The organism is Leifsonia sp. NPDC058230, assembly GCF_042882245.1.
GTDB lineage: Bacteria > Actinomycetota > Actinomycetes > Actinomycetales > Microbacteriaceae > Leifsonia.
Map to the genome: position 1 here is coordinate 45,737 of NZ_JBHVWM010000002.1, position 18,379 is coordinate 64,115.

Below are 18,379 nucleotides of genomic sequence, written 5' to 3' on the forward strand. Positions count from 1 at the left end.
GTCACGAGTCGTGCGTGTCGATGTTGACGACGTCGCCCCGGATGTCGAAGCTCACCGTGAGCAGAGCATCCGTCTCGTCGGGGCTGATCGAGTAGTCGAAGGTGGCGAACACCTCGTCTTCGTTCGAGTTGTCGGGCTGGATGACCACCCGCAGCAGCTGCAGCGAACGGAGCACGTCGATGGCGATGTCGCCCGAGCTGTACACCAGCAGGTCGACCAGGCTGTCGCCGAGTTTCTCCACGTTCTCGTCGATGTAGGTCGTGGTCGCCGACGCCTGCGAGCTCAACTCCGCGATCAGAGCATCCCGTGCCCGTGAATCGAATCCCTCCAGCGCCTGGATGAGCGCCGCTGCCGCATCCAGCGCGTATTCGGTCACCGCCGACTCGCTGTCGGCCTGCAGCTCGACCTCGACCACCTGCTCCGAGAGGTCGGCGGAATCTGCCCAGGCGAGGCCACCGCTCGCGGTCTCGTCGATGATGCCGAAATAATCGTGTTCGATCGCCATGCGGTTCCCCTATCCGACCAGCTGCTGCGCGAAGACGTGCGGCGTGAATCCGGTGAGGTCGTTGATGCCCTCGCCCTGGCCGACGAGCTTGATCGGAATCCCCGTCTTCTCCTGCACGGCGAGCACGAACCCGCCTTTGGCCGACCCGTCGAGTTTGGTGAGCACCAGCCCGGTCACGCCCGCGTGCTCGATGAAGGCCTCCGCCTGTGCGAGCCCGTTCTGACCCGTGGTCGCGTCGAGCACCAGCAGAACCTCGGAGATGGGAGCCTGCTTCTCGACGACGCGCCTGATCTTGGACAGCTCGTCCATCAGGCCGCCCTTGGTCTGCAGTCGGCCGGCGGTGTCGATGATGACGATCTCGGTGCCGTTCTGCTTGGCCAGCTCGACCGTCTGGAACGCGACCGAGGCGGGATCCTGCCCCGGCTGCTGCGGACGCACGATCTGCGCCCCGGCACGCTCGGCCCAGGTCGCCAGCTGCTCGACGGCGGCGGCGCGGAACGTGTCGGCGGCCCCGACGACCACCGTGCGGTCGTAGGTGCGGAGGAACTTGGCGAACTTGCCGATCGTGGTCGTCTTGCCGACGCCGTTGACACCGACGACGAGCACGATGGCAGGGCGCTCGCTGAGCTTCAGCGTGGGATCGAGCTTGGAGAGGCGCTCCTCGAGACTCTCGCGGAGCATCCGCTGCAGGTCGGCCGGATCGGTCGTGCGGTAGCGCTCGACTTTCGCACGCAGGTCGTCGACGATCGCCTCCGTCACGTCCGGTCCGAAGTCGGCGGTGATGAGCGCAGTCTCGAGATCGTCCCAGGTCGTATCGTCGATGGTCTTCTTGGCGAACATCCCCCGGAGGGCGTTCGACAGTGACCACGGGGTGCGTTCTGCCATAAGCACGAGCCTAGTTGTTACGGTGAAGCATGTTCGCTCTCATCCGCCTCTCCGCCGAGCTGTCCGAACAGTTGATCGCGGTCGAGTTGGGGGGTGAGGATGCGGTGCACCAGGCCCGCACGCGGGTGCGCCGCCTGCGCAGCGTGCTGAGTGTCTACCGGCGGGCGTTCAACAAGGCCGCAGCGAACGACCTGCGCCACCGGCTCCGCTCACTCGGCCATGCCCTCGGCGACGCTCGCGACCTCGAGGTGCGTGCCAGGTCCCTCGAGGATCTGCTCGCGGCCGAGACCGCGCCGGACGTCGTGGATGCGGTGCTCGGCTTCGCGGAAGAGGCGCACCGGGGCTACGAAGCGGCGGAACGCTCGCTGCTGGCGCATCTCCGCGCTCGGCCCCACCGCATCCTGCTGGCGGACCTGCAGGAGTTCGCCGCGGTGCCGCCGCTTCGGAAACGGGCGACGAAGCATCCGGACGACCTGATCGAGACGGCCCTGGACAACGCTCTCGACCGCGTCCGCCACGGCGGTTCGGACACGCTGGAGGAACGACACCAGCTGCGCAAGGCCGCGCGCAGGCTCCGCTACGCCGCGGAGGCCGTCTCCGACACGCGCGACGTGTCGGAGGTCGCGGCGGCGGCCGAAGACGTGCAGGATGCGTTCGGGGACAATCGCGACCTCATCCTGCTGGCCCGCCATTTGCGCGAGCGCGCCTCGGCGACCGAGCTCAGCGCATCCGCGACCGCCGGAATCGCCCGCCTCGCCCTCGTCACCGAAACGGCCGCGGCCGAGCGCCTCAGCGACGCCGACCCCGCCCTGCGCGCCCTGCGCGAGGTCTAGGAGGCCTGCTCCTGGGCGATCCGCTGGCCGACGACGGCGGAGACGCCGTCCTGCCGCATCGAGACGCCGTAGAGCGCGTCCGCGATCTCCATCGTGCGCTTCTGGTGCGTGATCACGATGAGCTGACTCGATTCGCGCAGGTCTTCGAAGATCGTGAGAAGGCGACCGAGGTTCGCGTCGTCGAGGGCCGCCTCGACCTCGTCCATGATGTAGAACGGACTGGGGCGAGCCTTGAAGATCGCGATCAGCAGCGCGACCGCGGCCAGCGACCGTTCGCCGCCGGAGAGCAGTGAGAGTCGCTCGATCTTCTTGCCTGCCGGCTTCACCGAGACCTCGATGCCCGTCGTGAGCATGTCGTCGGGGTCGGTGAGCGAGATGCTGCCGGTTCCCCCCGGGAACAGGATCGGGAACACGTACCCGAACGCGGCCTTCGTGTCCTCGAACGCCGACTCGAAGATGGTCTGCATCTTCTCGTCGATCTCCTCGATGATCGTCAGGAGGTCCTTGCGCGTGTTGCTGAGGTCGGTGAGCTGTTCGGTGAGGAATTTGTGGCGCTGCTCGAGCGCGGCGAACTCCTCGAGCGCCAACGGGTTCACCCGGCCGAGCTGGGCGAGCTTGCGCTCGGCGGTCGCCAGGCGCTTCTGCTGGCGCTCGCGGTCGAACGGCGTGGTCTCGACCTGGGCCGCCTCGGGGCCTTCGCCGGCTCCTCCGGTCTCCGGATGCGCGGCCTCCTCGTCGACGTCGTCCGGCTCGGCGCGCAGAGCGACATCCACGGGAACAGGGACCTCGGGGCCGTACTCGGCGACGAGGACGTCCTCGACGAGTCCGAGCTCGCTTCCTGCCCGTTCCAGCAGGGTCGAGAGATGCAGCTTCTTCTCGTAGATCTGCAGCTCGAGACCGTGGACGCTCTCGGTGATGGTCTGCAGACGTTCGCGGAGGGCGTTCTCCTCGCGGCGCAGCGTGGAGAGCTCCTCGTTCTGGCTGGCTCGCCGCGCCTCGGCGGCAGCGAGTTCGACCCGTGCCTGCGCCACGGACCGGTCTGCCGAGTCGAGCACGGCAGGCAACGCTTCGATCACCCGGGTGGCGGCGTCGACCTGGCGGCGGCGGATGACCGCCCGGCGAGCGGCCTCCTCGGCGGCAGCGCGCTCCGAGTCCAGCTGACGGGCCAGCGCCTCTCCCCTGGCCTGCTCGGCCCGTACGCGCTCCTTGGCCGTCTCCACGGTGAGTCTGGCTTCGACCTCGGCCTCGCGCGCAGCATCCAGTTCGGCGGACAGCGTGTCGCGCGCGCTCACGTCGAGCATCGGCCGCGGCCGCGAGCGAGCGGTCTCCAGTTCCGATTTCGCCTTATCGGAGGCCGCTTCGGCCTCGGCCACCCGATCGCCCGCCAGGGCGAGAGCCGAGCTCAGCCGCTCGTACTCGGCCTGGGAGGCCTCGAGCTGCACCTTCAGCCGGTTCAACTGCTCGGTCTGCGCCGCGAGCTTGGCGTCGAGCTCGCGAAGCGCGCCCAGCGCGGACTGGGACTGCTCCTTGGCCACCTGCAGCACCCCTCGCTGCTCGGCGAGTGCGAACCTGGCCCGGTCGATCAGCGAGGTGACCTCGCCGAGGCGGTCCTCCGCAGCATCCCGATCGGCGATCAGCTCGATGCGGCTCTGTTTCGCGCCGGATCCACCACGCAGCACGTAGTCGGTCAGCACGTCACCGCTCTTCGTGATGATCGTCACCGGTCCGCCGAGCGCGCGTTTCGCGTAGGCGGCGTGAGCGGCCCGGGCGGCATCGAGGTCGTCGGCGATCGCCGTGAGAGCGAGGATGCCGAGCACTCCGGCGGGCGCCTCGACCACCGAACGGGCGGCCACGACCCCGGCGACGCCTCCGAGATCGACGACGGCGGCGTCCGCGTCGGCGATGATGACCTCGACCCGGCCCAGATCGTCGGTGGAAGCATGGGCGACCGCCTCGAAGGCGCGGTCGCGGTCTTCGGCGAGCACGGCATCCGCGAGCGAACCAAGGGCGGCAGCGATCGACGCCTCGAAGCCCGGATGCACGCGGATGTGCTCCGCGACCAGCCCGCGGACTCCGGGCAGCCGCGCGGCGACGAGGGCTGCGGAGCCGTCCTTCTGGTCGAGGGCGAGGGACAGCGCGCTCGTGCGCGCGGCGAGGGCGTCGCGTTCGCGCTCCAGGGTGTGCAGTTCCTCGCGGAGACGCTCGATCTCGCCTTCCGCTTCGAACACGTCGGCCTGGGCAAGCTCATACGCCTCATCGAGGTTTCCCTCGCCGATGTCCGCCGTCGCCGCCTCAGCCTCCCTCGCGGCGAAATCGGCACGGGCCTTCTCGCGCCGCTCGGTCGCGGCATCGTGTGCGTTCTGCTGCCGCAGCACCTCCCCGCGGACGGCCGCCAGCCGCTGGGCGGCCGCGTCCGCCTGCCCGCCCAGCTTCGAGATCTCGAGGTCATGGCGGGAGACCAGCGCGCTCTGGGCCGCGATCTCCTCATCGACGGAGTCGAGCCGGGACCTCGCCGACCGGGTCGCCGCCTGGGCGTCGGTCCAGGCCTTCTCGGCGCCGGTCACGACCGTACGCAGACGATCGACCTCGTCGCGCGCATCCTGAACCATCTGCGGGCTCACGCTCGGACCGGAGTCGGGCGCATCCGCCTGACTGCCGAGGAGAGCGAGCCGCTGGTTGGCCATCGTGTAGAGGTTGCGGAGCCGCTCCTGCACCGACTCGAGCCCGAAGGCGGTGCGGCGCGCCACATCCACCTCGTCACCCACCTGAGCCTGCTCGAGCCTGCCCACACGGAGCTGCTTCTGCTCGAGCTGCTCCTGCAGGACGATGCGTTCGCTGTGGCGCTCCGACTCGGTTCGGCCGTGATCGTCGAGAGCCGTGCGGAGGGTGACGACCTCGTCCGCGAGAAGGCGCGCCCTCGCGTCGCGGACGACGGCGGCGATCGACTGCGCCTCCCTGGCGATCTCGGCCTGGTGCCCCAACGGCTTCAGCTGGCGGCGGATCTCGCCCGCCAGGTCGCTCAAGCGGGTCAGGTTGGTCTGCATCGCCTCCAGCTTGCGGAGGGTCTTCTCCTTGCGGCGACGGTGCTTCAGGATGCCCGCAGCCTCTTCGATGAAGCCGCGCCGTTCTTCCGGGCTGGCGCGCAGCACCGCATCCAGTTGCCCCTGGCCGACGATGACGTGCATCTCGCGGCCGAGTCCGGAGTCGCTGAGCAGCTCCTGCACGTCGAGCAGCCGGCACGCGGAACCGTTGATCGCGTACTCGCTCCCGCCGTTTCGGAAGAGCGTGCGCGAGATCGTCACCTCGGAGTACTCGATCGGCAGAGCGCCGTCGGAGTTGTCGATCGTCAGCGTCACCTCGGCACGGCCGAGCGGGCCGCGGGTGGAGGTTCCGGCGAAGATGACGTCTTCCATCTTTCCGCCGCGGAGGGTCTTCGCGCCCTGCTCGCCCATGACCCAGGCGAGCGCATCCACCACGTTCGACTTGCCGGAGCCGTTCGGCCCGACGACACAGGTCACGCCCTGTTCGAACGCGAATGTGGTCGGTTGTGCGAAGGACTTGAAGCCCTTGAGCGTCAGGCTCTTCAGATACACCTGACCGCCCTTTCCTGGAAGTTGTCGCCGATACCTGGGGCAAATTTACCGGAACACCGCCCCAGGTACCGGACCGACACTGTGCCAGGGCTACCCGACGCCGAGGTACGCCTCTTTGATCGCGGGGTTGGCGAGGAGCTCCTTGCCCGTGCCCGACTGGGTGATCGAGCCCGTTTCGAGCACGAAGCCCCGGTCGGCGCGCGCGAGCGCCTGGTTGGCGTTCTGCTCGACGAGGAGGATGGTCGTGCCCTGATTGTTGATCTCGCTGATGATCGAGAAGATCTGCTTGATGAACTGCGGGGCGAGACCCATGGAGGGCTCGTCGAGGAGGAGCAGGCGCGGCGCCGACATGAGCGCGCGTCCGATCGCGAGCATCTGCTGCTCACCACCGGACATCGTTCCACCCACCTGGGTCTTCCGTTCGGCCAGCCTCGGGAACAGCGAGAACACCCGCTCGAAGTCGGCGTCCATCCCGCTGCGGTCCTTACGGCCGAACGCACCCATGTCGAGGTTCTCGTAGACCGTCATGCCGGGGAAGATCCCCCGGCCCTCCGGCGCCTGCGAGATGCCGCGGACGACACGGATGTGCGCCTTCATCTTCGTGATGTCCTGACCGTCGAAGAAGATCGATCCCTTCGACGGGTTCAGCAGCCCGGAGATCGTCTTCATCGTGGTCGACTTGCCGGCCCCGTTCGCCCCGATCAGGCTGACGATCTCGCCCTCCTCGACGGAGAAGGTCATGTCGTGGATGGCCTCGATGCGCCCGTAGGAGACGCTCACGTTCTTCAGCTCAAGCAACGTCATCTTCAGGCTCCCCCAGGTAGGCGGCGATCACGCGCTGGTCGTTGCGAATCACGGCCGGAACGTCGTCGGCGAGTTTGCGGCCGAATTCCAGTACGACGATACGGTCGGTGACACCCATCACCAGCCGCATGTCGTGCTCGATCAGCAGCACGGTGTACCCGTCGGCCCGGATGGTGCGGATGAGGTCCATCAGGTCCTCTTTCTCCGCCGGGTTGAAGCCGGCGGCCGGCTCGTCCAGGCAGAGCACCTTGGGATCGGTCGCCAGCGCTCGCGCGATCTCCAGCCTCCGCTGGTAACCGTACGGCAGCTGCCGGGATGCGGTGGTCGCCAGGTCGGCGATGCCGACGAACTCGAGCAGCGCCATTCCGCGCTCGATGGCGGACTTCTCCTCGCGGGTGTGGCGCGGGGTGCGCACCAGGGCGCCGGGGACGCTGGTCTTGTGCCGCGCATCCAGCCCCACCACGACGTTCTCGAGGGCGCTCATCTCGCCGAACAGGCGGATGTTCTGGAACGTGCGCGCCAGCCCGAGACGCGTGATCTGGTGCTGCTTCTGACCCTTGATCGACTTGCCCTCCAGCAGCACGTCGCCGCTGGTCGGCCGGTAGACCCCGGTCATCGCGTTGAAGCACGTGGTCTTGCCGGCGCCGTTCGGGCCGATCAGGCCGAGGATCTCCCCGCGCTTGATGTCGAAGCTCACGTCGTCGAGGGCCAGCAGGCCGCCGAACTTGACCGTGAGGTTCTTCACCTCGACGATGCTGTCGCCGACCTCGACCGCGATCTCGCGATCGGGCGCCGCGGCCGCGGCGACCTCGAGGTCGACGTCGAGCTCCGCGAGGGCGTCCGGGTCTGCGCCCGGCGCGAGGCCTTCGGGAACGTTGTCCTTCGGGTCGGTCATGACGGGTCTCCCTTCGGCGTCGGGGTCGGGTTCGGGGCCGGTGTCGCGCCGGTGCTCGCCGATGGTGGCGGCGACTTCGGTTTGTCGACCAAATACTTGTACCAGGTCCGCCCGTAGGCGAGCAGGCGCTGCTTGGCCGGGACGAGACCCTTCGCCCGGAAGATCATCAGCACCACCAGGGCGACCCCGAAGATCAGGTACTTGTAGTCGGCGATGGCCGTGAAGCGGAGCGGGATGTACGCCACGATCGCGCCACCCAGCAGAGCGCCGACCTTGTTGCCTGTGCCGCCGAGCACGACCGCCGCGAGGAACAGGATCGAGGTCTGCACGTCGAACTTCTGGTTGTTCACGAAGCCGACCTGCCCGGCGAACAGTGCGCCGGAGAGCCCGCCGACGGCAGCGCCGATCGCGAACGCCCACACCTTGTACTTGAAGGTGGGAACGCCCATGATCTCGGCCGCGTCCTCGTCCTCCCGGATCGCGATCCAGGCACGACCGACGCGGCTCCGCTCCAGGTTTCCGACCAGCAGCAGGATGACGATGATGACCGCCAGGGTCAGCCAATACCAGGGCACGCCGTTCGAGTTCGAGAAGATCGGAATGCCGTTCGCATCCTCGCCGGGCGGGTGCCCCACGTTCTGGAAGCCGACCTGCCCCTTCAGCGCCGGGATGATGGTGGCCAGGATGCGCACGATCTCACCGAAGCCGAGCGTCACGATGGCCAGGTAGTCACCGCGCAGGCGCAGCGTCGGCACGCCGAGCACGACTCCGAAGATCATCGCGACGGCCATCGCGGCCGGGATGGTCCACAGGTACGGGATCTTCACGAACGGCGAGTCCGGGCTGGTCAGCATGGCCGCCGTGTACGAGCCGACGGCGAAGAAGGCCACGTAGCCGAGGTCGAGGAGTCCGGCGTAGCCGACCACGACGTTCAGGCCGACCGCGATCAGCGCGTAGACCGCCATGCTGAAGCAGGCCAGCGGCCAGTCGTTGCCGGGTTCAGTGGTCAGCGGGAAGAAGTTCAGGTAGGGCAGCGCGACAGCGGCCGCCACCACGATGAGCATCCACAGCCACTGAATCTGGCGGGGAAGGCCGTTCCAGCGGTCACGGAAGGCCAGGAACGGGCCGCCCCGCTTGCGCCGTGCCTCCGCCGCATCCGCCGCCTGTTCGCTTCTCGCGTCGGGCAGGACCTTGGGTCCTTCTGTCGTGCTCATGCTCTGCTCCTCCCCAGTGAGGTACCGAGGATGCCCGTGGGCTTGACCAGCAGAACGAGCACCAGCACCACGAAGGCGATGACGTCCGTCCACTGCGAGTCACCCAAGAGGATCTGTCCGTAGTTTCCGATCAATCCGAGCAGAAGTCCACCCAAAAGTGCTCCTCGGACGTTGCCGATGCCGCCGAGCACCGCGGCGGCGAACGCCTTGATGCCGAGCACGAATCCGCCGGTGTAGATGACACCGGAAGGCACGAGCATCACGTAGAACAACGCCGCGGCGCCGGCCAGGAGGCCGCCGAGCACGAACGTGATCACGATGATCCGCTCCTTGTTGACGCCCATCAGGGTCGCCGTGTCCGGGTCCTGCGCCACCGCGCGGATGCCGCGGCCGGTGCGGGTGCGCCGGATGAACATGTCCGTGAGGACCATGAGGACGACCGCGGCGACCACGATGATGATCGACGTGGTGTTGATGATCGTGCCGAACACGTCGAACACCGGGATCGCGCGGTACATCGTGACAGCGGGCTCAGCGTTCGCGCCCCGGATCACGAAGATCAGCGACTGGATCGCGAACGACGCACCGATGGCCGTGATGAGGAACGCCAGGCGAGGTGCGTTGCGTCTTCGCAACGGCCTGTATGCGATCCGTTCCAGGAGGAAGGCTGTGACGGCGGAGGCGAGCATGCCGACGATGAGCGCGAGCAGTATGTCGCCGATGATCGCCGCCAGCGAGAGGTTCGGAGCCGACGGCCCGAAACCGAGCGAGGTGAGCGTGATGACGACGCCGTACGCGCCGACGATGAACACCTCGGAGTGCGCGAAGTTGATGAGGTTGAGCACACCGTAGACGAGCGTATAGCCGACGGCGATCAGGCCGTAGATGGCGCCGAACGTGAGGCCGTCGAACGTGGCGCTCCAGAAGTTCTGTATGAGGGAAGGGACATCGAAGTTGATCCACGAGTTTTCGAGGACCGGGTGGAGGACGAGCAGTTCGAGCATTCAAGCATCCAGATCGATGGGGAAGGGATCAGGTCGATCCGATCGGGAGCGGACAGGTAGAACGCAGGGATGCCGCGGGTCGCGCGGTGGCGACCCGCGGCATCCTCGAGGTGTCGCGCTATCCGATGGTTCCGATCGGGACGATCTTTCCGCCCTCGACCTTGTAGCCGTAGACGGTCGGCGCCTGGAGCTCGCCTTCGGAGTCCCACTTGTAGTGCTTGCTCAGTCCGTCCTTGTCGTATGACTTGACGAACTCCTTCAGGTCGGCCCGGGTCGTCTTGCCCTGGTCGATGCCCGAGAGCAGCACGGTCGCGGCGTCGTAACCCTCGATGGAGTACGTGCCGGGCTCGGCGCTCGCGAGCGTCTTGTATGCCTTCTCGAAGTCCGGGATCAGTTCGCCCGGGATGCAGGGGCAGGTGAAGTACGCGTTGCTGGATGCGTCGCCGGCCAGCTTGATGAACTGGTCGTCCTTCACGCCATCCGGTCCCACGAACGTTCCCGTGTAGCCCTTCGCCACCAGCTGCTGGTCGAACGGAGCACCCTCGGCGTAGTAGCCCGAGTAGTAGACCGCATCCGGCTTCGCGTTGATGATCTTGGAGATCACGGCCGAGAAGTCCTTCTGACCGGTGGTCACCTTGTCGGTTCCGACGAGCGCGTCGCCGAGAGCCTTCGAGGTGGTCGTGGCGAGGCCGATTCCGTAGTCGGAGTCGTCCTGCACCAGGTAGACCTTCTTGGCCTCCAGCTTGTCGGTGAGGAACTTCGCCGCCGCCGGGCCCTGAACGGCGTCATTGCCGAGGCCGCGGAAGAAGGTCGTCCAGCCGTTCTTCGTCAGGTCGGGGTTGGTCGCCGACGGCGTGATGTGCACCAGACCCTGCTGCTCGAAGATGTTGCCGGTCGCCTTCGACTCGCCCGAGAACGGGAGGCCGATGACGCCGATGATGTCGGCCTCGTTCACGGCCTGCGTGACCGGGCCCGTCGCCTTGTTCGGGTCACCCTCGGTGTCGAACTTCTTGAACGCCACCTGGCACCCGGCGTTGGCCTGGTTGTGCTGGTCGATCGCGAGCTGGACACCGTTGTAGATGTTGATACCCAGCTGGGCGTTGGCGCCGGTCTCCGCTCCGACGTAGCCGATGGTCAGGCCGGCCGGACAGGTCGCCTTTCCGTCGCCGGCGGGGAGCACCGCATCCGCCGGGGTCTCGATCGACGTGATCGCGGGAATGTCGATTTTCGACCCCGAACTCGTCGAATCCCCCGTGGACGCCTGATTGGCGCACCCAGCCAGGAAAAGAGCGACCGACGCTGCAACGGCGGCTCCTACGATGACTTTCTTTCGTAACATCTGATTCTGCCTCTCGACGTGAATCCGTTATGAAACGGCGTGGTCGCCGCTTCGCACCACGAATATGTGTGCCGAGACTACAGCCAATGCAACTATTCGCAACGCACTTTTCGACGCAGATTTACACGATTGCAACCAAAACGACCCGCCCTGTTCACAGCTGGGGCTCCTCGATAGGCTGGTGGCTCCGGGAGCACGAGGAGGTGCCGGAGGATGCGCGAGACCCCCGCGCCGACCATCGCAGAGCTGACCATCCCCACCAGCGTGGGCGTCCCGGAGTCGGCTGCGTTCGAAGCAATGGTCGCCGTGATGAACGGCGTCCAGGTCTCCCTGTGGAACAACGACGACTTCGTGTACTCGGCCGAGGCGGAGCTCGCCTCACTGCGCGCCCAGGAGTTCCACGAGAAGATCGTGTTCATCGCGGTGGTCGACGGCGTGATCGTCGGGCGTGTCATCGCCGATTTCCCGCTCGAACAGGATGCGGTGACGGCCACGCTGCTCGTCGATGTCGTGCCCGCCCTCCGTGGCCGCGGCATCGGCTCGGCGCTTCTCGCGAAGGGTGAGGACATCGTCGCCGACGGCGGACGCACCATCATCGCGGCGTACACCGAGCATCCGGTCGCCACGCTGCACGACGGCCCGGTGGTGCGGGCGGAGGTGGGGCCGAGCGGGCTGCCCGCGGATGCCCCGGACGTCCGCTTCGCGCAGCACCACGGCTACCGACTCGGGCAGGTCGAGCGGTTCAGCTGCCTCGACCTTCCGATGCCCGACGAGCGCAAGAATGCCCTGCTCGCGGATGCCGTGGCACACTCGCGCGACTACCGCACGGTCAGCTGGTGGCGCGCGGCGCCCGACGAGCTCGTCGACGAGTTCGCCGCCCTCAAGGAGCGGATGACCGTCGACATCCCGCAGAGCGGCATCGCCCTCGACGACGAGCAGTGGACCGCCGCGCGGGTGAGGGAGCACGAGAACGAGCTCGACGCGCGCGGCGAGCCGCTGCTCACCACCGTCGCCCAGCACATCCCGAGCGGTCACCTCGTGGCCTACACCGAGATCACCGTTCCCGACGACGGCGACAAGGCCGAGCAGTACGACACGCTCGTCGCGGTGGCACACCGGGGGCACCGCCTGGGAGCCCTGGTGAAGCTCGAGAACCTGAGGCGCCTCGCCGCGCATGCGCCGCACATCCGGCGGATTCTCACCTGGAACGCCGACGAGAACGCGCCGATGCTCGCCGTCAACGATGCCTTCGGCTTCGAGCTGCGCGGCCTCACCGGCACCTGGCAGAAGACACTGGCCTAGGCGGCGCGTAGCCGCTGACAGTGCGGGCAGAAGTGCGACGAGCGGTTCATGAACTGCTCGCGGACGATCGGGGTTCCGCAGCGCGGGCACGGTTTGCCCTGCTGGCCGTACACGTTGAGGCTGTGCGAGAAGTAGCCCGAGGCGCCATTGACGTTCACGTACTGCGCGTCGAAGCTCGTGCCGCCCTCGGCCAGCGCCTTGGCCAGCACCAGGCGGACTTCGTTCAGAAGGGTCCGGATGCGCGCGCGGCTGAGGCTGTTCGCCGGCTGCGCATAGTGCAGCTTGGCGGCCCAGAGTGCTTCGTCGGCGTAGATGTTGCCGATGCCGCTGATGAGCGTCTGGTCGAGCAGCGCGCGCTTGATGCCGGTGTTCTTGCGGCCGAGAGCGCGCGCGAAGGCGGCGTCGTCGAACGCCGGGTCGAGCGGATCGCGGGCGATGTGGGACACCTGTGCCGGCACGAGGGGCTCCTCGGTGCCGCGACCTCCCGGAGCGCCGTCGACGGTCGGAACGAGCGTGTCGACGGCCATCGAGCCGAAGATGCGCTGGTCGACGAAGTCGATCCAGAGCTCGCGGCGATCGCCGGACTCCGACCGCGGGGTCTCGATGTGCAACCGGATGCGCAACAGGCCTTTCTCGATGGCACCGGGCTCCCGCACCAGGATCTGGCCGCTCATCCCGAGATGCGCGACAATCGCCTCGTCGGTGCCTTGGAGCGGGATCCAGAGGAACTTGCCGCGCCGCGCCGGCGTCGCCATGACACGACCGGTGGTGAGTTCCTCGAAAGCGCCGGCCAGCGAATCGTGGCGGCGCAGCGATCGTGGTTCGAAGACCTCGACACCGAGAATGGTCGCGTCCGTCACCGCCGGAGCGAGCCCGGCGCGCACGACCTCAACCTCGGGAAGCTCGGGCACGACGTTTCGTGAGTTCGGTCCAGGCGACGAGGGCGGCCGACATCTCGGCCTGCTTCTTGCTCGTCCCCTCGCCGGTGGCGGTGACCAGACCGGGCACCTCGACGGTGGCGTGGAACGTCTTGCTGTGATCGGGACCGGTGTTGGTCACCGAGTAGATAGGCAGCCCGGCTCCGCGATGAGCGGCAGCCTCCTGCAGGCTGGTCTTCGGATCCATCGCGGCGCCGAACCGGTCCGGATCGTCGAGGAGCGGCTCGACGAGTCGCAGCACGAGCGCAGTGGCCTGCTCGCCGCCAACGTCGAGGTAGGCGGCGCCGATGATGGCCTCCACCGTGTCGGCGAGGATGGACGCTTTGTCGCGGCCGCCACTCTGGTTCTCACCACGGCCGAGCAGCAGGAACTCCCCCAGTCCGATGCTGCGGGCCACCTCGGCAAGGGCGACAGAGCTCACGAGACTGGCTCGCCGCTTGGCGAGATCGCCCTCATCGAGGAGGGGGTTCTCGCGAAAGAGCTTGACCGTGACGGCCTGTCCCAGAATCGAATCGCCGAGGAACTCGAGGCGCTCGTTGTTCGGGATGCCGCCGTGCTCGTAGGCATACGAGCGGTGGGTCAGCGCAAGCTCGAGAAGCTCGGGGTCGATATCGACCCCGAGCTTCTCGACGAGCGCAGAGCGGTCGGTCGAATGTCCGGCCATGCCGCTGAAATCAGAGACGCCGGAAATCAGACGTCGGCGACCTTGCGGCCCTTGTATTCGAGGAACAGGGCGGTGCCTGCGGAGTCCTCGACGACCTTGGCGCGGTGCGGGAGGCTGTAGGTGACCTTGCCGTTCTCGATCGTCTTGACGAGCGTGGGGACCTCAGCCTTCCACTGCGAACGGCGGGCGTGGGTGTTGGCGCGCGATTGCTTCCGCTTCGGAACAGCCATGACTAACTCTCTTCTCTGGTTCTGTCGTTGTCGTTGTCGGCAGGAACATCCTGCGTCACGTTGTCGGAAGCCTGGAAGGCCGCAAGCGCAGACCACCGCGAATCGGTGTTCTCCTGGGGTTTGCGGTCCGGCATTTCCGCCAGCCTCTCGCCCGTCTCGGGGTCGAGTCCGGGGCAATCTGGCCGGCACACCGGCTGAAACGGAAGTGCAAGCACGACCGCATCCCTGATCAGAGGTTCAAGATCCACGTGGTCGTCGTGAACCTCATAATCAAAAGCTTCGTCAGAAGAATACGCGAAAAGTTCCTGGAAATCGACTTGGACAGGCTGTTCGATGTCGATCAGGCAACGCCCGCAGACGCCGACAGCGATCGAATCGGCCTCAGCAGAGACGAGGACGCCCTCGTGCATCGACTCGAGACGCAGGTCGAGATCGATGGTCGCGCCCACCGGGACGCTCACCAGTCCCTCGCCCAGCTTCTCGTCGACGGGCAGGCTGATTCGCGACTCGCGCATCTCCCCGGGACGATGGATGAGGTCGTACACATTGACGGTGTACGGAGTGGTCTTGAACTTGGTCACGATCGACCATTTTACGCCTCAGCTCCTGACAGTTGACCCGACAGACCACCCTGGCGGAATGAGCGACACCGGCAGCAGCGTCGCCTTGGCTCTCAGCGCCGCTCCGGCCTGCGCTTCGAGTGCGTCGAGCACGCGATGGAGGTCGTCGGCGAGACCGACGGCTACTGCGCGCGACGGCGGCCCGTACGCATCCCGCTCGCGCACGGTGAGAAGTCTCGCTATGGCGTCCTCGCCCGGTGTGCCGGCGACGGCGGCCGCTATCCGGGAGGCGAACGCCCGCGGGGTCTCGGTGTCCGGCACCGCCCAGCCGAGGTCACGCGCGGTGTCGCGCAGCTCGTCCCAGGCGATCCCCGCACCGCCCCACTCGTCGGTGAGCCGTCTCAGCCGCTGGCGCCGCCGCACCCGCCGGAAGACGGCGGGAACGAGAAGAAGCGCGATGACGAGAACGGCCACACCGAATCCGGATGCGATCGGCTGGAGCGGCGAGGTGGCAGTGGCGCCGGTGGGACTCGAGAGGTTGGCCGGATCGGTGGGCACGAGTCGCTGCGCTGCGGAGGTCGATGTCGACGTCGGGAGAGGACCGATCGGCGTCGCGCCGACGTCAGGGCGCGTGTAGCTCGGGATGGTGCCCCGGCCGACCGTCGGCTCGAACGGCACCCAGCCGACCCCGGCGAAGTAGAGCTCCGGCCAGGCGTGCAGGTCGTCGCTGGTCACCGTGTACAGACCGGGGTTGTTTGCGGTTCCGCCGCTTGTGGCGCCAGGCAGGTAGCCCTCTGCCACCCGCGACGGGATGCCGAGCGTGCGTGCCATGAGCGCCATCGCCGAAGCGAAGTGCACGCAGTACCCGCTCTTCACCTCGAGGAACCTCGCGATCACCCGGGCGCCGTCGCCGTCGTAGCCTTGGCGGAGCGGGGTCTGGGTCGAGTAGACGAAGTTGTTGTCCCGGAAGTAGTCCTGCAGGGCGACGGCCTTGTCGTACTCGGACTCGGCCCCTTGGGTCGCTGCGATCGCCGTGGACGCGATGATCGGCGGCAGGCTCGACGGGAGGAACAGGTCGCGTTCGATGGACGTGGGGACGAATCCCCCGGCGTTCTTCAGCTGCTCGGCGGTCGGCTGGATGACGAGGCTCGTCGCCGTGTACTTCTGACCCTGGGTGGAGCTGTTCACCCCGCCGATCGTGAGGTCGTCGGGATCCCACGACCACGTGCCGTTCAGGCCCTTGATGCCCTGCACCGGATATGGAACGGGAAGCCAGCGGCTCTGCATGTTGTCGATCTCGATGTTCGTCGTGATCTTCGTGGTCGCCACGCTGTCGGAGAGGCCGAACACTGGTCCGATCGTGTTTCCGGGCGGAAGGCGCTTGGTGTCGCGTTCCCGGTGCTTCCACACGGAGCCGGTGAACTGGTCGAGGGAGGCCAGCTTCAGATACTGACCGCTCGCCGCCGTGGTGGTGTACGTCAGGGTGCGCACGGCCGCTGGACGGCGGAGATCGCGGCCCAGGTCGATGAGCGGGGTGACGGTTCCGCCGATGGAGACGCCGCCCGCGGTGAAGGAGGTCGCACCGCCCCGGTCGAATCCGGGAGCCGTGCCCGAGAGGATGAGGGCGACGGCGATCGACGAAGCCGCGACCGACAGAGACGCCGTGGGCCGGGTCGTTCCCGGCCTCCGCGTGCGGACATCGCACCGCAGCAGCCAGAGGAACGCGGCCGCCGAGGCGGCGAGGGCGAACGGATCGAGTCCGTCGCCGAGCAGCGCGGCGGGCACGACCAGCACGCCGGCGATCCACAGTGCCGTGAGTGCCGGGATCCGGAAGGCTATCGCGGACGCATCGAGCAGGATCGCGATCAGGCAGCCGCCCCCAACCACCAGGAACATGAACTCGGGCAGGGCTTCCGCCGGTGTTCCCTGCTGATAGATCGACAGCATGGCCTGGTTCGCCAGATCTTCGAACCGAACGAAGGTCGCCGGTGTCGGCAGGAGGCCGATCAGCCCCGTCCCCCGGCCGAAGACGAGGGTCATGATCATCGCGAACTCGACCAGGAGCAGAAGAGGCACCCAGCGACGGTGCACGCCGAGCATCCTGAGCCCGGCACCGGTGACAAGGATCACGGATGCCGACAGCAGCAGGGCGAACCACCAGCCTGCGCCCTCGATCAGCCCGAACAGAGCGAAACTGAGCGCGAGCACCTGCAGCAGCAGGGCACCGGTCAGCCGCCAGTATCCCGGGCGGCGGGTGCGCACGCCCGCGATGGCGGCAGAGCCGACAGCGGTCTCGCTAGCCACCGAGCATCGCCGCCCTCTGCCCGTGCATGGCGCGCTGCCAGCAGTCGGCCGGTTCGTCGCCGGCCGCGAACGGCACGCACAGCCAGCCCGCGTCGACGAGCACCTCGCTCACGTCCGGGGGCGCGGACTGGGCGACGAAGGCGACCGCCGGATCGCACATGGAGCGGAGTGCCGCCAGCGCGCCCAGCTCGTCGAGCGTTCCGCCGGAGAGCACCGCGAACACCGGGACCGCCCGGCCGGAGCGCCGTAGCCCTGCGGCGAGTTCGGCGACGGCGTCGTCACGGCCGGCGGCGTCCTGGTCCACCGCCGCCAGATCGGCGAGGAGCAGCCGATCGGCGCTTCCGACATCGTAGGTGGGCGTCGCCGATCCGAGGGTGCCTGTTCGTCCCGCCCCGCTCCGGCCGGAGAGCTGGCGCGAACCGGTCTCCACGACGCTCACCACGAATCCCTGGTCGAGCAGATGCACCCCGATCGAGGCGACCAACTCGACGAGGGTCTCGAATTCCGCATCCGTGCCGGCGCCGGTTCGAGTGTCGAACAGCATCCACGCCTCGGGATTGCTGCGCTGCTCCTCTTGGCGCACCATCAGCTTGTCGTGGCGTGCCGTCGCCCGCCAGTGAACGCGTCGCAGCGGGTCGCCCTGCCGGTACTCGCGGGCGATCAGCTCGTCGGCACTCGGGATGCTGTGACGCAGCAGCTCGTGCTCGGTGCCCTCGCTGCGGGCGATGTCGAGGTCCCCCGTGCTCAACGCCTGCACCCGCGGGGTGACCACGAACTGACGGGGCTGCCCGAGGGCGTATTCGGCGAAGGCGAGCCCGAAGGGATCGGTGCGGCTGACGATCAGCGGGCCGACCGGATGCGATCCCCGGTGCATCGCGCGCACCTCCTGCCGCAGCACGATCGTGTCGCGCCCGTGTGCGACGTTCGACTGGTGCGCGCCCAGCCGCGGGAACGGCGCCGAGGGTTGGACGCCGACCGCCGGAGGCGCGTACTCCCGCCAGCGCGCGGGCGGGCTGGGACGAGGGGACTCGTTGCGCGCCGTCGTGACGACGCTCGCCGTCTCGCCCACACCGACGATGTCGGGGTGGAAACTGCGGGTGACGGTCAGACGCGGCCGGTCCATCGTCACCGAGATCATGCCCGCCAGCGGGAGCACGGTGAGGAACAAGCCGACGAAGAGAACATCGGTGCGGCCGAACGCCGCCGAGACGACCAGGGCGACGACGCCGATCCCGAACAGCACCCAGCCCCGACCCGTCGGCCGCGGCTTGCGGACCGGCGACGAGGAACGAGCGCGCCGGGGCATGGC

At 67.8% G+C, this 18,379-nt stretch carries 16 protein-coding genes; 2 read left to right on the forward strand and 14 right to left on the reverse strand.

What is annotated here, in order from left to right; genetic code table 11:
• Window position 1: 1 nt before the first annotated feature.
• Both ACFVV0_RS05810 and ftsY read right to left on the reverse strand, forming a co-directional pair.
• On the reverse strand, window positions 2-505 hold the full coding sequence (locus tag ACFVV0_RS05810; RefSeq protein WP_387059628.1) for a DUF2004 domain-containing protein: 504 nt from the start codon (window positions 503-505) through the stop codon (window positions 2-4).
• A 9-nt stretch (window positions 506-514) separates the two neighbouring features.
• Window positions 515-1,390 carry a signal recognition particle-docking protein FtsY gene (ftsY, locus tag ACFVV0_RS05815; RefSeq protein WP_387059631.1) on the reverse strand — a complete coding sequence of 292 codons (876 nt, stop codon included), beginning with the start codon at window positions 1,388-1,390 and terminating at the stop codon, window positions 515-517.
• A 29-nt stretch (window positions 1,391-1,419) separates the two neighbouring features.
• On the opposite strand from ftsY, the gene ACFVV0_RS05820 reads away from it, so the two are divergent.
• On the forward strand, window positions 1,420-2,223 hold the full coding sequence (locus ACFVV0_RS05820; protein ID WP_387059634.1) for a CHAD domain-containing protein: 804 nt from the start codon (window positions 1,420-1,422) through the stop codon (window positions 2,221-2,223).
• Here the strand turns inward: ACFVV0_RS05820 and smc are convergent.
• The 6 genes from smc to ACFVV0_RS05850 all read right to left on the reverse strand — a co-directional run bounded on the left by smc (window position 2,220) and on the right by ACFVV0_RS05850 (window position 11,072).
• On the reverse strand, window positions 2,220-5,816 hold the full coding sequence (gene smc / locus ACFVV0_RS05825) for a chromosome segregation protein SMC (RefSeq protein ID WP_387059637.1): 3,597 nt from the start codon (window positions 5,814-5,816) through the stop codon (window positions 2,220-2,222). The genes ACFVV0_RS05820 and smc overlap by 4 nt on opposite strands.
• Before the next feature lie 90 nt (window positions 5,817-5,906).
• Window positions 5,907-6,614 carry an ABC transporter ATP-binding protein gene (locus ACFVV0_RS05830; protein WP_387061717.1) on the reverse strand — a complete coding sequence of 236 codons (708 nt, stop codon included), beginning with the start codon at window positions 6,612-6,614 and terminating at the stop codon, window positions 5,907-5,909.
• Window positions 6,607-7,515 (reverse strand): ABC transporter ATP-binding protein, encoded by a 909-nt coding sequence (locus tag ACFVV0_RS05835; protein WP_387059640.1) that lies wholly within the window; start codon window positions 7,513-7,515, stop codon window positions 6,607-6,609. Before ACFVV0_RS05835 ends, ACFVV0_RS05830 begins: the two co-directional genes overlap by 8 nt.
• Window positions 7,512-8,729 carry a branched-chain amino acid ABC transporter permease gene (locus ACFVV0_RS05840; RefSeq protein WP_387059643.1) on the reverse strand — a complete coding sequence of 406 codons (1,218 nt, stop codon included), beginning with the start codon at window positions 8,727-8,729 and terminating at the stop codon, window positions 7,512-7,514. Before ACFVV0_RS05840 ends, ACFVV0_RS05835 begins: the two co-directional genes overlap by 4 nt.
• On the reverse strand, window positions 8,726-9,733 hold the full coding sequence (locus ACFVV0_RS05845; RefSeq protein ID WP_387059646.1) for a branched-chain amino acid ABC transporter permease: 1,008 nt from the start codon (window positions 9,731-9,733) through the stop codon (window positions 8,726-8,728). The genes ACFVV0_RS05840 and ACFVV0_RS05845 overlap by 4 nt, the downstream gene beginning before the upstream one ends.
• A gap of 118 nt (window positions 9,734-9,851) precedes the next feature.
• The gene (locus ACFVV0_RS05850; protein ID WP_387059649.1) at window positions 9,852-11,072 is read right to left on the reverse strand and encodes a branched-chain amino acid ABC transporter substrate-binding protein; all 1,221 of its coding nucleotides are present in this window, start codon (window positions 11,070-11,072) and stop codon (window positions 9,852-9,854) included.
• A 213-nt stretch (window positions 11,073-11,285) separates the two neighbouring features.
• On the opposite strand from ACFVV0_RS05850, the gene ACFVV0_RS05855 reads away from it, so the two are divergent.
• Complete coding sequence (locus ACFVV0_RS05855; RefSeq protein WP_387059651.1) at window positions 11,286-12,374, forward strand: GNAT family N-acetyltransferase; 1,089 nt, start codon at window positions 11,286-11,288, stop codon at window positions 12,372-12,374.
• Here the strand turns inward: ACFVV0_RS05855 and mutM are convergent.
• The 6 genes from mutM to ACFVV0_RS05885 form a co-directional block, all read right to left on the reverse strand.
• Window positions 12,371-13,285: a bifunctional DNA-formamidopyrimidine glycosylase/DNA-(apurinic or apyrimidinic site) lyase gene (gene mutM / locus ACFVV0_RS05860; RefSeq protein ID WP_387059654.1), complete on the reverse strand. Its 915-nt coding sequence runs from the start codon at window positions 13,283-13,285 to the stop codon at window positions 12,371-12,373. The genes ACFVV0_RS05855 and mutM overlap by 4 nt on opposite strands.
• Window positions 13,263-13,976 (reverse strand): ribonuclease III, encoded by a 714-nt coding sequence (gene rnc / locus ACFVV0_RS05865; RefSeq protein WP_387059657.1) that lies wholly within the window; start codon window positions 13,974-13,976, stop codon window positions 13,263-13,265. The genes mutM and rnc overlap by 23 nt, the downstream gene beginning before the upstream one ends.
• Before the next feature lie 26 nt (window positions 13,977-14,002).
• On the reverse strand, window positions 14,003-14,206 hold the full coding sequence (gene rpmF, locus ACFVV0_RS05870) for a 50S ribosomal protein L32 (RefSeq protein ID WP_018190667.1): 204 nt from the start codon (window positions 14,204-14,206) through the stop codon (window positions 14,003-14,005).
• A gap of 2 nt (window positions 14,207-14,208) precedes the next feature.
• On the reverse strand, window positions 14,209-14,721 hold the full coding sequence (locus ACFVV0_RS05875) for a YceD family protein (protein ID WP_387061720.1): 513 nt from the start codon (window positions 14,719-14,721) through the stop codon (window positions 14,209-14,211).
• Between the two features lie 84 nt (window positions 14,722-14,805).
• The gene (locus ACFVV0_RS05880) at window positions 14,806-17,070 is read right to left on the reverse strand and encodes a transglutaminaseTgpA domain-containing protein (RefSeq protein WP_387059661.1); all 2,265 of its coding nucleotides are present in this window, start codon (window positions 17,068-17,070) and stop codon (window positions 14,806-14,808) included.
• The gene (locus ACFVV0_RS05885) at window positions 17,063-18,376 is read right to left on the reverse strand and encodes a DUF58 domain-containing protein (protein ID WP_387059664.1); all 1,314 of its coding nucleotides are present in this window, start codon (window positions 18,374-18,376) and stop codon (window positions 17,063-17,065) included. Before ACFVV0_RS05885 ends, ACFVV0_RS05880 begins: the two co-directional genes overlap by 8 nt.
• Window positions 18,377-18,379 lie beyond the last annotated feature (3 nt).